This window comes from Sphingomonas lacusdianchii (assembly GCF_022664395.1).
Taxonomy (GTDB): Bacteria; Pseudomonadota; Alphaproteobacteria; order Sphingomonadales; family Sphingomonadaceae; genus Sphingomonas; species Sphingomonas lacusdianchii.
This window is the reverse complement of sequence record NZ_JAKRET010000002.1, coordinates 396,960-413,033: the sequence shown is the minus strand read 5'-3', so window position 1 is coordinate 413,033 and position 16,074 is coordinate 396,960. Positions and strand designations below refer to the sequence as shown.

Genomic DNA, 16,074 nt, shown 5'->3' with positions numbered 1-16,074 from the left:
CGTGCGACCTGTAACGCAACGCAACTGTGGCGGTCGGGATTTTCGCCGAATGTACCATATCTTCGACTGCATCGTGACGCATCACGACCAACGAGTGCTCTTGCTCGCCATCCTGGTTTGTGTCGTCAGCGCATTGTCGGCATTCGAGCAGTTGCGGCGGTCGTTCGAATGCATGGTCGCGCGTCGACGGTTGTGGTTGGCATCAGCCTCGGTGACCGCCGGCGTCGGTGTGTGGTCGACACACTTCATCTCGATGATCGGATTTCGCAGCGCGGCGCATCTGCAATTCGAACGGATGCTCACCGCCCTGTCGGCGATGATCGCGATCGCCTGCTTCGGTGCGGCGTTCGCGCTGCTGCGGCGTGCCCAGCGCCGGTCGGGCGTCGCGGCGGGTGCCGCGATCGCGACCGTCGGTATCATCGGCATGCACCTGACCGGCATGGCAGCGATCGCCGAGCCGGTCAGGATCGAGACCGACTATCGCCCGATCGCGGTTGCCGCGCTGTTCGGCTGGCTGCTGCTGGCGAGCGCCTTTGGCGGCCTTTGCCGGGGCAAGGGACATATCCGCCGCGCCCTGCCCGCACTCGCCATGGTCGTCGCGACGGGAACGATCCACTTCGTCGCAATGGCTTCGGTGACGGTCCGTGCCCCGATGACAGCGATGCCGGGCATGAACCACAGCCATATGGAACTGTCGGAATGGGTCGCGGCGGTGACGTTCCTGCTGATCGGGTTGACGGCGGCGGCGACGGTGGTCGACCGGTTCCTCACCGACCTGCGCGGCCTTGCCGATGCGACGTCGGAGGGCCTGTTGATTGTCCGCGACGGAACGATACTGGAAGCCAATGAGCGGGCATGCGCATTGCTCGACATCGATCGCGGTCGGCTGATCGGGACCGATCCGGCGACGTGGTTCGATCCGCCGGCCGGTCGGGCGCTCGCGTTCGAACCGGGGGAACGCCTTTGCGTCGGCATCCGGAACAGCGCGGTCGAGGATCAGCGGATCGAACTCGCGTCGCGCGAGATCGAATATCAGGCGCGGGCGGCGACGGTGATCGCGATCCGCGACCTGACCGAAACGGCGCGGGCGCAGCGCGCGATCGAGCATCTCGCGTCGCACGATCCGCTGACCGGACTAGTCAACCGTGCCGCCTTCGACATCGCGCTGCTGGAGGCGGTACGGTCGGACGCGCCGTTCGGGCTGATCGCGGTTGATCTCGACCGGTTCAAGGCGGTCAACGACCTGTTCGGCCATGCCGCGGGCGACGATATCCTGATCCGGGTCGCGCGTATCCTCGACCAGTCGGTTAGCGCGCGCGACCTGGTTGCGCGGGTCGGCGGCGACGAATTCGTCGTCCTGCAACGCGATATCGAGTCGGCCGACGACAGCCGTCGCCTGACGGGACGGATCCTCGCCGGCTTTGCCGCCGAGATGGATTCGGCGCGCGACCCGATGGCGGTCGGGTGCAGCCTTGGCGTCGTCACCTATCCGCAGGACGGCAGCGATCCCGAAACGCTGCGCCACAATGCCGATGTCGCGCTGTACCGGGCGAAGCAGGACGGGCGCGGCACCGCCTCCTTCTTCGACGCGGCGATGGACCGCGATGCCCGCGAGCGGCGCAGCCTCGAACATGATCTGCGCCATGCGATCTGCCGCAACCAGCTGCGGCTGGTGTATCAGCCGCTGGTCGCGACCGCGAACGGCGCGATCGTCGGCTATGAGGCGCTGCTGCGCTGGCAACATCCCGAACGCGGCCCGGTCCCGCCGTCGCTGTTCATCCCGGTCGCCGAGGAAGCCGGCACGATCATGGCGATCGGCGAATGGGTGTTGTTCGAGGCATGCCGCGATGCCGCCGGCTGGGCACCGCACCTGACGGTCGCGGTCAACGTGTCGCCGGTGCAGCTGCGCGTGCCGACGCTGCCCGAACTGGTGCGCACGGCGCTGCATGACAGCGGGCTGGACCCGACGCGGCTCGAACTGGAGATCACCGAATCGGCGCTGCTGCGCGACCGGGAGGTATCGCTCGGCATCCTGCGCGACATTCGTTCGCTGGGCGTGCGGATCGCGATGGACGATTTCGGGACCGGCTATTCGTCGCTCAGCAACCTGCGTACCTTTCCGTTCGACAAGCTCAAGATCGACCGCAGCTTCGTGTCCGCAATGCACGAGGACGAGGCGGCGCGCTCGATCGTCCGCGCCATCGCCGGGCTGGGCAAGGGGCTGAACCTGCCGGTGGTGGGCGAAGGCGTCGAGAACGAGGCGCAACGCGCGATGTTGCAGGAAGAGGGATGCACGCTGGCACAGGGCTATCTGTTCGGGCGGCCGGGCGCGGTGATCGACACCCGCCCGGCGCGTCGCGAGGCGCGGCGCGCCTGACGGCTATCGCGCGCTGCGGAAGCGGACGATGCAGCTATCCCATGGCGCCAGCGTCATGCCACCCTGCCCCGCCCCCGACGCGCAGCTGCGTTCGCCGAATTGCGGGACGGCACCGGGCCAGCCGGCCGGCGCGACGGTACGGGCCGTCGCGCTGATATTGGTCAGCACCAGCGCGCCGCTGCCATCGGGATTGGCGCGGGCAAAGGCGAAGACCGCCGGGTCGCCGCTGTCGAGCGGAATGTAGCGGCCGGTGCGGAAGGTCGGATCGGTCCGGCGCAGTTTCGTCAGGCTGCGATACCAGTTGAGCAGCGACGCGGCGTCGCGTTCCTCCGCCGCGACATTGTGCGTGCGATAGCCTTGCGCGACCGGCAGCCATGGGGTGCCGGTGGTGAAGCCCGCCTGCGGATCGGCGCTCCATTGCATCGGGGTCCGCGCGCGATCGCGATCGTCGGTGCGCGGGCGTTTCGGCCCGATCGGCGTCTGCGCCAGCGTCGCCTTGTCGGCATCGCCCATGCCGATCTCTTCGCCGTAATAAAGCAGCGCGACGCCGGGATTGAGCAGGGTCAGCGCCGCCGACAGCTTGGCGATGCGATCGTTGTTCACGCCGTCGCCGAACTCGCTCCACTGGCGCGACTGGTCGTGGTTGCTGAAGAATTCGACCGGGGTCAGCCCGTCGAGCCTGGTCGCCGCCTCGTCATAGCGGCGCTTCAGTTCGGCCGCGTCCAGTTTGGTGATGTTGCCGACGAGGAAGTTCATCGGCAGGTGGATTTCGTCCTTGTCCTTGCCATAGACCGCGCGGAGCTGTTCGATCGAACGGGTCGAGGATTCACCGAGCAGGATCGGGTCGCCCGGATAGGAATCGACGACCTTGCGCATCTCGCGCAGCACCTGGTTGGTGCCGGGTAGCTGGGAATTATAGGGTTTCAGCCACACCGGGTCGGCGTCGGGGTTCGGATCCGGCGGCCAGTTGCTGTCCTCGAACAGATACGGCGTCGCGTCGAGGCGGAAGCCCGATGCGCCATGGTCCAGCCAGAAGCGGACGACGTCGAACATCGCCTGCTTCAACTGCGGATTGGCCCAGTTCAGATCGGGCTGTTGCGACAGGAAGATATGGTAGTACCATTGCCTGCGGGTCGGATCCCACGTCCAGCTCGGCCCGCCGAAGATCGATTTCCAGTTGGTCGGCGGCTGGTCCGGCGTGCCATCGCGCCAGACATACCAGTCGGCCTTGGCATTGGTGCGGGAACTGCGTGATTCCTTGAACCACGCATGTTCGGCCGAGCTGTGGTTGACGACCAGATCGACCAGCACGCGGATGCCGCGCTTGCGTGCCTCGGCGACCAGATTGTCCCAATCGGCCATGGTGCCATATTGCGGATCGATCGCGGTGTAATCCGACACGTCATAACCGAAATCGGCATTGGGCGATTTGAAGAACGGCGTGATCCAGATCGCATCGAGGCCCAGCGACGCGAGGTAATCCAGCCGCGACGTGATGCCGCGCAGGTCGCCGATCCCGTCCCCGTTGCTGTCCTGAAAACTTCGCGGGTAGATTTCGTAGATCGTTGCATGCTGCCACCATGGCGCGGCCGGCGATGCGGTCGTCGCGGTCGAACGGGACACAGTGGCCTGGTCCTGCGCCAATGCGCCCGCCGCCGGGAGAACAGTCGCGGCAAGCAACGTCGCAATAAAGATGCTATTACGCATAGCAGTCCCTCTCCACATCCCGATCACCTTTGCGGTGCAATCGATTTATATCGCCGACGTTACCGGTGCGATGCATTGGCGACAACGCCGTAGCTTACGAATACGTATGCGTAAACAATCATTTGCAAACGATTGTGGTATTGCATATCCCGACGGGAACGCGGGAAGTCGCCACGGCACAAGACCGCATAAAAAGACTTCAGGAGGGGATACACCATGACTTCACGGCACAAGCTCGCTTGCTCGACGGCCGCGCTCGCGCTGCTGGCGGCGGCGTCCGCGTCGGCCCAGACCGCGGGCACCACGGTCGTGCCCCCGGTCGACCCCGCCGCCCCGGTGACACAGCCCCCGGTCGGCGACCAGCGCGACACCGCACCGGTAACCGACGAAGCGCCATCCGAAGACATCGTCGTCACCGGCCTTCGCGCCAGCCTCGAGCGTGCGCAGTCGCTCAAGCGTAACAACAGCTCGGTCGTCGAAGCGGTGTCGGCCGAAGACATCGGCAAGCTGCCGCAGTCGAGCGTCGCGGATTCGCTCGGTCGTCTCGCCGGTCTGGCGGGCGAACGCCGGTCGGGCCGTATCAGCGGCATCTCGGTCCGCGGCTTTCGCGAGGATTTCGTCGGCACCACGCTGAACGGGCGCGAGCTGATCGGCATCGGCGACAATCGTGGCGTCGAATATGACCTCTACCCCGCCGAAATCGTCAGCGCCGCCGTCGTCTACAAGACGCCCGATGCCGCGCTGACCGCGATGGGCGTCGGCGGTACCGTCGACATCCGCACCGTCCGCCCGCTGGAGCGCAAGCGCGCGCTGATTGCGAACGGCAGCTTCGAACAAAATGGCCAGCCGTCGCGCAACCCGGATTTCAGCAACCGCGGCTATCGCTTCGCCTTGTCGTACAGCGACAAGTTCGCCAACGACACGATCGGCGTTGCGCTGACCGCCGCCACGACGTCGTCGCCGGTCCAGAACGAGTTTTCCAGCGTGTGGGGCTATGACGACGGCGCCATCGCGTCCGGGCCGAATGCCGGCAAGCAGGTCGTATCGGGCTATGAAGCGGCGGCCCGCTCGCGTGTCCTGAAGCGCAATACGCTGGCCGGCGTGGTGCAGTGGCGGCCCGACGACAAGTTCACCGCCACGGTCGATGCCCTGTATATCGACTTTGCCGACACCGGCATCTCGCGCGGCTTCATCGAACAGTTGGCGGTCGCACCCGACGGCAGCGGCGTGCTGAGCGCCGATGGCGATCTGGTCACTTCGGCCCGCACCACCGGCTTCAATTCGGTGCTGCGCAGCGATCCGCTCGACAAGCAGGGCGAGTTGTTCGTGATCGGCGGCAACTTCGAATATGCCGCGACCGACAATCTCGACCTGAAGCTCGATCTATCGCGCTCCACCAGCAGCAAGAACGATACCCGGGGCGAAAGCTATTCGGGTCTCGGCCGCGCCGGTCTGAGCACCCAGGGGCCGAACACGATCCGCGAATGGACCTATACCGATCGCGGGTTGATGTTCGCGAACAACAGCCAGTCGTTCGACAATTACGCCGCGGTGAAGCTGGCCGGGCCGCAGTCGTGGGGCGGCAGCCTCGCGCCGATCACCGAACTCGACACCCCGGCCGCGCGTGCCGCCGGCATCGGCTTTGCGCAGGCACAGGACGGCTTCGTCAACTCGGCGCTGTTCGACGAATATCTGAACTCGGCGCGGATCGAGGCGACCTATCGCTTCGACGACAGCTTCCTGAAGTCGATCAACGTAGCGCTGCGCTATTCCGATCATGAAAAGTCGAAGACGAACCGGGGCTTCTTCCTGACCGCCGAAACCTATCCCTCGGACGGCCCGGTCCCCGAGGACGCCCGTCGCGGCGTCGCCGATCTCAGCTGGGCAGGGCTCGGCAACGTCGTCGCCTATGATGCGCTGGGTCTCATCAACAGCAGCTTCTATCGCCGCTGGGATGCAGGGTCGCTCGAACCCGATCGTCTGGGCGACACCTACTCGATCCGGGAAAAGGTCTGGCAACCCTCGATCAAGGCCGATTTCGAAGTCCAGACCGACTTCGCCCGCATCTTCGGCAATGTCGGCGTGCAGGGCCTGATTACCGATCAGCGCGGCACCGGCTTCACCTCGCTGGTCGCGTCCAACCTGCGGGTACAGGCGACGCCGATCTCCGACGGGGCCAAATATACCCGCATCCTGCCGAGCATGAACGTCAACTTCGACCTCGGTAACGGCCACACGCTCCGCTTCGCCGCGTCGAAGGTCGTCAGCCGGCCGCGCATCGACTTCCTGAACCCCGGTTCCTCGGTCAAATTCCGCAACAACGTCGCGGAAGTGACCAGCACCGATCCCGAACGCGGGCCGTGGCTGTCGACCGGCGGCAATGCGCGGCTGCGTCCGTACGAAGCCAATCAGGCCGATCTGAGCTACGAATATTACTTCGCCAGCGACGGCTTCGTGTCGGCATCGACCTTCTACAAGAAGCTGACCAACTGGAACGTGCAGAACAGCACGATCCGCGACTACACCGAATTCTACATCCCCGGTTATCACCGCGCGGTCAGCAGTGATGGCCAGACGGTCTTCACCCCCGCCACCTTCCTCGGCGTCGACACGACCTATACCGGCGGGCTGAAGGGTGACGTGAAGGGCGTCGAGCTACAGGCATCGGTCCCGCTGCGGCTGCTGACCGGCGCGCTCGACGGGTTCGGCATCACCGGATCGGCGGCGCTGACCGACGGCCAGCTCGACAATGGCAGCGACATTCCGGGTCTGTCGGCGCGGGTGTTCCAGGGCACGGCCTATTTCGAGAAATACGGCTTCTCGGCGCGCGTGTCGGCGAACAACCGGTCGAGCTGGCTGTCGGAGGATCGCGGCGGCAGCAACACCATCGCCCCGCTCAACCGCGCCGGACAGACGCTAATCGATGCGCAGATCGGCTATGACTTCGCCGGGTCGGGTATCCGCTATCTCGAAGGGCTGCGCATCTCGTTGCAGGCGATGAACCTGACCAACGAACGCGACACCTATCGCGACTCGCAGACGGGCCTGTTCCTGCGTAACGAACAGTTCGGCCGCAACTTCATGGCGAACCTGACCTACGCCATCTTTTAAGCACGGGTCATGACAATATCCTCGCCGGCAGCGGCCGGCGGGGATAGGTCGTGCCGGCACGAACGGGAGAGGCGCATGGCCGCTGCGATCAACAGGGTCGTCATCGTCGGTGGCGGGACGGCGGGCTGGATGGCGGCAGCGCTGATCGCGAAGGTCATCGGCCCGCAGGTGACGATCGCGCTGATCGAATCCGACGAAATCGGCATCATCGGCGTCGGCGAAGCGACCATCCCGCCGATCCAGCACGTCAACGCGGTGCTGGGCATCGATGAAGCCGAATTCCTGCGCGAAACGCGCGGCAGCATCAAACTGGCCATCCGCTTCGACGATTGGGGCGCGATCGGCCAATCCTATTACCACAGCTTCGGCGCGGCGGGACGCAACACCGCCTTCTGTTCGTTCCACCATTATTGGAACCGCGCGAAGCGTGCCGGCATCGCCGGCGACTATTGGGACTACGACCTCAATTATCTGTGCGCGCGCGAGGGCAAATTCGCCAAGATCCAGGTCGACGACCCGCTCTGGCATCTGCCCTATGCCTATCATTTCGATTCAGCGCTCTATGGCCAGTATCTGCGCCGTTACAGCGAAGCGCGCGGGGTCGAGCGGATCGAAGGGCTGGTCGAACAGGTCGCGCGCGACGGCAAGACCGGCAACGTCACGTCGCTGACGCTGCGCGGCGGGCGCGACGTCGTCGGCGATCTCTTCATCGATTGTTCGGGCGCGCGTGGCCTGCTGATCCAGCGGCAACTGAATGTCGGCTATGAGGATTGGGGCCATTGGCTGCCGTGCGACCGCGCCATGGCGGTGCCGACCGCGCGGCATGACGAGACGCCGCCCTATACCCGCTCGACCGCGCGCAGCGCCGGGTGGCAATGGCGCATCCCGTTGCAGCACCGGGTCGGCAACGGCCTGGTCTATAGCAGCCGCCACCTGACCGACGAACAGGCCGCCGATCTCCTGCTCGGCAACCTCGACGGTGAAGTACTTGCCGATCCCCGCATCATCCCGTTCCGCACCGGTCGCGCCCGGCGGCAATGGGACCACAATGTCGTTGCGATCGGCCTGTCGAGCGGGTTCCTCGAACCGCTCGAATCAACCAGCATCTATCTGATCCAGTCGGCGATCGTCCGGCTGCTGCACCTGTTTCCCCATGCCGGCTTCGACGCCCGGCAGATCGCCGAGTATAATCGCCAGTCGCGGATCGAGTTCGAAACGGTGCGCGACTTCATCATCCTCCATTACCATGCGACCAGCCGCGACGATTCCGACTTCTGGCGCCATGTCCGTACCATGGCCCTGCCCGACCGGCTGGCCGACAAGATCGCGCTGTTCCGCGCGACCGGCACGCTGACGCAGGATCCGCTTGACATCTTCATGGAACCGTCCTGGGTGCAGGTGCTGATGGGCCAGGGTATCGAGCCGCGCGATTATCATCCGCTGGCCGATGGTCCGACCGATACCGAACTGGCCGAACAACTGCGGCAGCTGGCGGCGATGAAGCGCGAGCCGGTGCCGAACATGCCGAGCCACGACCGCTGGCTGCGCGGCTTCGGTGGGATGGCGGCGTGAGCCGACGCTTCGTCATTCTGGGCGGCGGCACCGCCGGGTGGATCACCGCGCATCTGCTCGAACGCGCATGGCCCGATGCGAGCATCACCGTCGTCGAATCGCCCGAGATCGGCACGATCGGCGTCGGCGAAGGATCGACGCCTTCGCTGAAACGCTTCTTCGAGATCATCGGCGCGGACGAAGCCGACTGGATGCCGCGCTGTGGCGCAACGTACAAGGCCGGCATCCGCTTCGTCGACTGGAGCCCCGCCGCGCCGTGGCGCGATTATCGCCACCCGTTCACGACGCAGATCGACGTGCATACCGAGGAAGCGTTCGTCCTCAACTGCCGCAACCGGCGGCTGGGGCATGACGTGCCGGTGCGGCCCGACGATTTCCTGCTCAACGGCATGCTGTCGGCCAAGGGCCTTGCCCCCGCCGCGCCGCCCAACTTCCCGTTTCGCATCGAATATGGCTATCATTTCGATGCCGGGCTGCTTGGCCAGTATCTGCGCGAACTGGCCGTCGCGCGCGGCGTCGTCCATCGTCCGGCCAAGGTGACGGAGGTTCGCCGCGCGGAGAATGGCGACATCGCCGCGCTGGTGACCGACCGGGGCGAAGCCATTGGCGGCGACATCTTCGTCGATTGCAGTGGCTTCCACGGCCTGCTGATCGAACGGACGCTCGGCGTGCCGTTCGCCAGCTTCAAGGACAATCTGTTCAACGACGCCGCCGTCGTTTTGCCGACCGAGATGGCAGGCCGCCCGCCGGTCGAGACCGTCGCCACCGCGCTATCGAACGGCTGGTGCTGGTCGATCCCGCTGCGGCACCGCATCGGCAACGGCTATGTCTATGCCCGTGATTTCCAGTCGCCCGACGCCGCGGAGACCGAACTGCGCCGGACGTTGGGCGTCGGCGACGCGGTCGAGGCACGCCACCTCACCTTCCGCGTCGGACGGGTCGCGCGGCAGTGGGAGCGCAATTGCGTCGCGGTCGGGCTGTCGCAGGGGTTCATCGAACCGCTGGAGGCGACCGCGCTGCATCTGGTGCTCGGCACCGTCGAACAGTTCATCCGCCATTATCGCGAGGGCGGCTGCACCGACCGGCACCGCGCCGCGTTCAACGCCGTCGCCGCCGAACGGATGGACGGCGTGCGCGACTACATCGTCGCACATTACAAGCTGAACACCCGCACCGACAGCGACTATTGGCGCGCGAATGCGGCGAACGAGGCGCTGTCCGATCCGCTGCTGCACATTCTCGACCGCTGGTTCCGGCGCGGCGACGTGGCCGAGGAACTGGCGCGGCAGGGACAGCGCAGCCATTTCGGCAACCTGTCATGGCATTGCCTGCTCGCCGGCTATGGCGCCTTCCCGCCGGTAAGCGAGGCGCCGCGCGACGATATGGACTTCTACGCCGCGCGGAACATCGGTGCGTTTCTCGACGGGTGTGCCCTGAACTTCTCGCCCGCCTGACTCAGCGACCCGCCTTCATCTCGGCAACGACCGCTTCCAGCTGCCGGTCGAGCTTGCGGTTATTATATTCGTCCACGACCTTCGCGAACGCCGCCTGACGCAGCTTTACCGCATCGACCTCGCCCGCCGCGATCCGATCGAGCGCCGCCGCGATGCCGTCGCCGTTGCGCTCGTCGACCAGCAACCCGCACACGCCGTCCTCGATCAGTTCGGGGATGCCGCTGTGCCGCGTGGCGAGGACGAGGACGCCATTCGCCATCGCCTCCATCAGCGACACCGGAATTCCTTCCATATCGCCATTGGCGGCGGTGACCGAGGGGAGCAGGAACACATCCGACCGTTCCAGTTCGGCGAACACGCGGCTGTGCGGCTGCGGTCCAAGGAACGCGATCGCATCGCCCGACGGCTGCGCCGCAGCGTGCAATTCCTGTTCGAGCGGGCCGGTCCCGATCACCTGATAGCGAATGTCCGCCTTCGCCTTGGCGACGCCGTCGATGGCGTAGGCGATGCCCTTCTTCTCGACCAGCCGCGCGACGCTCAGCACGCGCAGCGGCGACTGGATCGGCGCATCGAACGCCGGCACCGCAGCCTCGTCGATATCGACGCCCATCCGCAGCACGGTGATCTTGCGGTCTTCGGCGCCCCAGCCCATCAGCCGTTCGCGCCACAAATTGCTGATCGGCAGCAGCCGTTCGGTCCGCGCGAACAATTGCTGGTAGAAGGGCTTCATCTGTTTGATGAGCGCGATCTCGGTAATATCCAGCCCGTGGAAGATCGTCGCGATCGGGCCGTCGATGACCCCGGCCGATCGCAGGAATTCGGCACGCACGCCCGGCGGGCCGAAATGGGCGATGATCGCGTCATAGCTGCCGAGATGCCGGCCGATCGTGCCCGCCAAATCGGCCAGCGGCGCGGTATAGCCGCCCTTCGCCGCCCGGATCGCGCGCAGCAGCGTGCCGCGAAACCGGCTGCCCAGCATCGCCGCCGCACCGTGTGCGATACGCGACGGGATCGAGCGATGCGGATCGCGCGCGGTGCGGATCGCGCGCAACCGGACCTTCCCCGCCAACGGGTCCGCCACCTCGGGATGATATTTCCCGGTCACGACGGTCACGTCATGACCGAGCTCGATCATGCCGCGAATCTGCCGGATCACGAAGGTTTCCGACAGGACCGGATAGGCGGCCAGGAAGAAGGCGATACGCACTGACGGAGGCTTCCCTATCGGACCAGCGAGCGCAGCTTGCGCGCGATGCGGCGGGCGATACTCGGTGGCGCGACCGGGGCCGGCGCGACCTCGCTAGGTGGCGGCATGGTCGCGGCCACCGCCCGCGCGCGCTCCGGGTCGGTCCGGGCCAGCAGATGCAGCGCCAGCGACGGGATCAGCACCTCGCGCCGTTTGAACGCGCCGGTGACGTGATAGATGTACGTGTCGTCGTCCTCGCGCAGATAAGGCGTCGCGTCGGTCATGTTGGTCCATTCGCCCGGCGGCAGCGTCGATGCCGGCAGGCGATTGAACGCCTTTGGCAGGATCGTCAGCGGTACCTTCGCACTGTTGAGCAGATAATAGGTCAGCGTCTGGTGCGGATAGGCCGCGAACAGCATTTCGCGTGCGGCGAGGATGCGTTCGGGCGAGATCGCGTCCGCCATGCCGCGCGTATAGAGCATGACGCCCGAATTCATATAATGCTCGGGATTGTACGGAATCTCCGGTTCGCCACGCGCCTTCAGATATTTGCGGATTTCCTTGAAGCTCAACTCGGCATGGGCATGGCTGGTCTCGGTCAGGCCGACCGCGCCGGGCTCGATGAAATCGAACACATTGGGGGCGTCGTGCTTTACGCAGCAGGAATCGTCGACGACCAGAACCCGGTCATAGCCCTCCTGCGCCAGCAGCCGCCATGGCAGGAACGCCTTCAACGCATAGACGCGCTTGTGCGCGCGGCCGGGGCTGTCGGGCATGGCAGGCAGCGGAAAGTCCGCTTCCGAAGGTTCCTCGGTCTGGAGAATGAACGTCGCGCCGCACTTGTTCGCGTAATCGCGGAACAATTCGGACGTCGCGCGCGACCATGGCCGTGCGCCGATCGCGATCATCAAAATGGCAAGCCGCTCGTTCGATCCAGCCACACCCATGATCGAACACCTCCCTCAATACATCCATACCGCACCAAGCCCCCGGCGCGGAATGGATCGACCCTACAGCCATGCTGCAAGTGCGAACTCATGGCGCAAGCGTGACCCGAAGCCAAGCCGTTTCCAAGTGGCCGCTTGGTACAGGCAAGACGCCGGCAGGAATATAGCGAAATGCGGCAGGGCGACCGATCCGTTGGAGAAGCCGTCGCGGCCATCCGCAGTAAAACCCTTTCGCTGCGATGCGTGGTAGGCTAGGCGAACGGCCATGCAAGCTGTTTCCGTCGTGATACCTACGCACTTGCGTTCCCATCTCTTGCGCGAGTCGATCGCCAGTGTCGCCGCGCAGACATTGCAGCCGATCGAGTTGCTGGTGGTCGACGATGCGAACGACCCGGCGACACAGGCGGTCGTGGCCGAAGCGGACGCTCGGCTTCCTTTTGCAGTGCGGTATATTGCGAACGAAGCAGGCGGCGTGTGCCATTCGCGCAACAAGGGGGCGGAGGCCGCGACCGGCCGCTGGATCGGCTTTCTTGACGATGACGATCTGTGGCACCCGCCCTTTCTCGAACGGTTGGTCGGATTGGCCGAGCAACAGCGGGTCGAGCTCGCGCTGGGCGGACTGCTGCACCACGAGGACGAACACACCGTCACGCCGCGCGCGCAGCTGACCGGGCTGACCCCCGACACCGCGTTGCGCCAGAACGGGTCGATGACCGGCAGCAATTTCGTGATCGACCGGGACGCCTATTTCCGGGTCGGCGGGTTCGACCCGGCAGTGACCGTGTTCAACGACTGGGACTTCTTCGTTCGGCTACTCGATGCCGGCGTCACCTATGGGGTCGATCCCGAACCGCTGGCCGAATGGCGGTTCCATCCGGGCGACCGCATCGCCACGCCATCACTGCGCCGTGCCGCGGGGATCGGCTTCTTCCTCGACCGGCATGGCAAACGCATGTCGCGTGTGGTCTGGCGCGATCTGGAAACGACGATGCTGGGCATTCGTCGCATCCATACCAAGAGCCGGTTCGAAAAGCTGAAACTCAGCGTGCAGTTGATCCGCGCGCACGGCCCGCTTCGCTATGCGAAGCGCATCCTGCGCCGCTGACGCAGCCGCGATCCTGCTTCGGATCGCGCAACCAGATTATGATGAAAGTGAGACTGACAGGTGGATATCGCTGAAGCCAAACGCCGGGCGCAGGTCGGGCCGAAAGCCTTGCTGGCGCGGCGTGCCTTCACGCTGATCATCTCGCTGGTATCGACGTTCACCATCGCCCGGCTGGTGTCGCCGAAAGACTATGGTCTGGCGAACATGTCGCTCATCATGCTGGCATTCGCGGTCACGCTGCGCGATTTCGGCATGACCAACGCGTTGATGCGCAAGGGCAGCATCAGCCAGGCGGAGATGAGCTTCGTCTTCTGGTTCAATTCGTCGACGACCGTGCTGCTGACGCTGGCGATCGGCATCGCATCGCCATGGATCGCCGATTTCTATGGCCAGCCGATCATCGTGTGGACCATCCTCGCCTCGCTGGTCGGGTTTTTGTTCAGCGGCATCGCATCGCAGTACAAGGCGATGCTGTCGCGCAACCTGCAGTTCAAGCGGCTGGCGCTGATCGATTCGGCATCGCTGTTCATCGGTTTCCTGTCGACGCTGGTGCTGGCCTATCTCTACCGCAACGTGTGGGCGATCGTGCTGGGCAACGTCGCACAGCTCGTCAGCGGCGCGATCATGTATGTCGGCAGCAACCGGTGGAAGCCCGACCGTCCGGCCAAACCCGACAATTTGCGCGAATTGCTGGCGTTCGGTGCGAACACGTCGATCTATTCGCTGGCGCTGTTCGCGGCGGGCAATGCCGCGCCGATCATCATCGGCCGCTTTCTCGGTGCCGCGCCGCTCGGCCAGTTCAACCGCGCGCAGGCGCTGTTCCAGATCCCGACGTTGAACATCGTGCAGCCGATCGCACAGGCAACCCTGCCCTTCCTCGCGCGGATGCGGCCGCATCCCGACGAATATCGCAGCGCCTATATCGGCCTCGTCCGCAGGCTCTGCACCTTCCTGATCCCGGCATCGGCCGCCCTGTGCATCGTCGCGCTGCCGCTGGTCCGCACGTTGCTGGGCGATCGCTGGCATGATGCCGGCCTCGTCCTCGCGTTGCTGTCGCCGTCGCTGGCGGCGGTCGGGTTCGGCTATGCGGCGGGCGACCTGTTCATTTCGCAGAACCGGTCTGGCGAGCTGCGGACGCTGGGCGTGGTCGACATGATCGTGCGCATCGTCGCCATCCTGATCGGCGTGCAGTTCGACATCGCCGGCGCCGCGATCGGGTTCAGTGCGGCGTCGATCGCGATGGCGTTCGTCCGCGTCTTCGCCTCGGGCCGCAAGGGGCCGGTCAGCGCGCTCGACCAGCTTCGTGCGGGGTTGCCGGGGCTGTTGCTCGGCATCGTCGCCGCGATCGGCGCGGGTGCCGGTGTGCTGGTGTCGCACCAGATGCTATGGTCCGATGCGATCACCTCGATCGTCGGCTTCGCGGTGGCTGGCGTATGCACGTTGCTGTTCGGCCTGATCGTACGGACGACGCGCATCGCGCTAATCGATCTGTTCGATGCGATCGGGCTGGCGAAGATCGTGACGCTGACCGGACTGCGGCGGTTCGCGGTGAAATAAGGACCGTCCCCGCCATCGAAGGAACCGGACCATGAAGCTCGCCCCGCTCCTCCTCGCATTGGCCATATCGGCCACCCCGGCCACCGCCGCGCCGCGCAGGGACAGCCACGCATTCCTCAATCAGGGACGCTGGTGGGGCGTGAATGTCAGCGGCATGGAGTTCAAGAACGAGCTGCCGGTCAAGCCGCAGGACATCGACTTTTATGCCGATGCCGGCGCCAAGAGCATCCGCCTGCCCGTCAAGCGCTCCCGGCTGCAGACGCCGGAGAAGCTTGCCGCGCTGGACGCCCTCATCCGGCGGGGGACGGCACGCGGGATGCTGATGGTCATCGACGAGCACAGCTATGGTAATATCGGCGACCCCGATATCCGCGATTTCTGGCTGCGGATGGGACGGCGCTATCGCGGCCAGCCGCTGGTCGCGTTCGACTTACAGAACGAGCCGAAGGGCGGGACCTGGGTCAGTTGGGGGCCGGACGCCCGCGATCTGATCCACGCGCTGCGAAAGGCCGGGGTCGACAACCAGCTGATCCTCGAATGGCGGGGCTGGTCCGGTTTCGGTCGCGCCGATCGCGGCGAACATCCGAAGAAAGCGTGCGAGAGCGCGCTGTGCAGCCTGAACCGCGCGGGCATCTTCACCCTTGCCGATCTCGACCCCCTGAAGCGCACGTGGCTGTCGCCGCATCGTTATTTCAATCGCGGCGGTTCGGGGGCGACGCCCGAATGCCGCCCCTATCCGCCGACCGGGCCACTGGGCAATTCGGTAAAGGCGGCGCGCAAGCTCGGCATGCGGCTTTATGTCGGGGAGTTCGCGTTCGGCCGCGCCAAGACGGTACCGCTTACCTGCAAGGCGATGGTCGACGACATCGTCGCCTTTTTCCGCAACACGCCCGAAGTGGTCGGCGGCGCAGCATGGGGCTGGGGTCCGCGCTGGTCGAAGACCTATTTGTTTCGCGGCGAGAGCATCGGCGACCGCAACAAGAGCTGGGACACAGAGAATGGGCGGCTGATCCGCTCGCTCTGGGCCAAGTAACCCTTTGACTGCGCCGACCGTCCCG

Annotated in this window: 10 protein-coding genes; 7 read left to right on the top strand and 3 right to left on the bottom strand. The window is 65.4% G+C overall.

The annotated features are described in order from the left end of the window. Positions 1 to 49: 49 nt before the first annotated feature. Positions 50 to 2,377, top strand: a complete 2,328-nt coding sequence (locus MF607_RS04625; protein WP_242116389.1) for a bifunctional diguanylate cyclase/phosphodiesterase — start codon at positions 50 to 52, stop codon at positions 2,375 to 2,377. Between the two features lie 3 nt (positions 2,378 to 2,380). Here MF607_RS04625 and MF607_RS04620 read toward each other — a convergent pair whose 3' ends face one another. After that, positions 2,381 to 4,084, bottom strand: a complete 1,704-nt coding sequence (locus tag MF607_RS04620; RefSeq protein WP_242116385.1) for a glycoside hydrolase family 13 protein — start codon at positions 4,082 to 4,084, stop codon at positions 2,381 to 2,383. 216 nt (positions 4,085 to 4,300) lie between these two features. Between MF607_RS04620 and MF607_RS04615 the strand changes: the two genes are divergently transcribed. The 3 genes from MF607_RS04615 (at position 4,301) to MF607_RS04605 (ending at position 10,221) form a co-directional block, all read left to right on the top strand. After that, entirely contained in the window at positions 4,301 to 7,195 is a 2,895-nt protein-coding gene (locus tag MF607_RS04615; protein WP_242116382.1) for a TonB-dependent receptor, read from the top strand. Between the two features lie 75 nt (positions 7,196 to 7,270). Continuing rightward, positions 7,271 to 8,767, top strand: a complete 1,497-nt coding sequence (locus tag MF607_RS04610; RefSeq protein WP_242116379.1) for a tryptophan halogenase family protein — start codon at positions 7,271 to 7,273, stop codon at positions 8,765 to 8,767. After that, positions 8,764 to 10,221 carry a tryptophan halogenase family protein gene (locus MF607_RS04605; protein WP_242116377.1) on the top strand — a complete coding sequence of 486 codons (1,458 nt, stop codon included), beginning with the start codon at positions 8,764 to 8,766 and terminating at the stop codon, positions 10,219 to 10,221. The genes MF607_RS04610 and MF607_RS04605 overlap by 4 nt, the downstream gene beginning before the upstream one ends. Position 10,222: 1 nt before the next feature. On the opposite strand, the gene MF607_RS04600 is transcribed toward MF607_RS04605, so the two are convergent. Beyond that, complete coding sequence (locus MF607_RS04600; protein ID WP_242116375.1) at positions 10,223 to 11,428, bottom strand: glycosyltransferase; 1,206 nt, start codon at positions 11,426 to 11,428, stop codon at positions 10,223 to 10,225. A 14-nt stretch (positions 11,429 to 11,442) separates the two neighbouring features. Then, positions 11,443 to 12,354, bottom strand: a complete 912-nt coding sequence (locus MF607_RS04595) for a hypothetical protein (protein ID WP_242116374.1) — start codon at positions 12,352 to 12,354, stop codon at positions 11,443 to 11,445. 265 nt (positions 12,355 to 12,619) lie between these two features. Here MF607_RS04595 and MF607_RS04590 point away from each other — a divergent pair, with 265 nt between their 5' ends. The 3 genes from MF607_RS04590 to MF607_RS04580 are packed head-to-tail and all read left to right on the top strand — an operon-like array spanning position 12,620 to position 16,049. After that, positions 12,620 to 13,459 (top strand): glycosyltransferase family 2 protein, encoded by an 840-nt coding sequence (locus MF607_RS04590; RefSeq protein ID WP_277925703.1) that lies wholly within the window; start codon positions 12,620 to 12,622, stop codon positions 13,457 to 13,459. A gap of 60 nt (positions 13,460 to 13,519) precedes the next feature. After that, positions 13,520 to 15,016, top strand: coding sequence for a lipopolysaccharide biosynthesis protein (locus MF607_RS04585; protein WP_242116372.1), 1,497 nt, complete (start codon positions 13,520 to 13,522; stop codon positions 15,014 to 15,016). Positions 15,017 to 15,047: 31 nt separating this feature from the next. After that, the gene (locus MF607_RS04580; RefSeq protein ID WP_242116370.1) at positions 15,048 to 16,049 is read left to right on the top strand and encodes a glycoside hydrolase family 5 protein; all 1,002 of its coding nucleotides are present in this window, start codon (positions 15,048 to 15,050) and stop codon (positions 16,047 to 16,049) included. Positions 16,050 to 16,074: the final 25 nt, after the last annotated feature.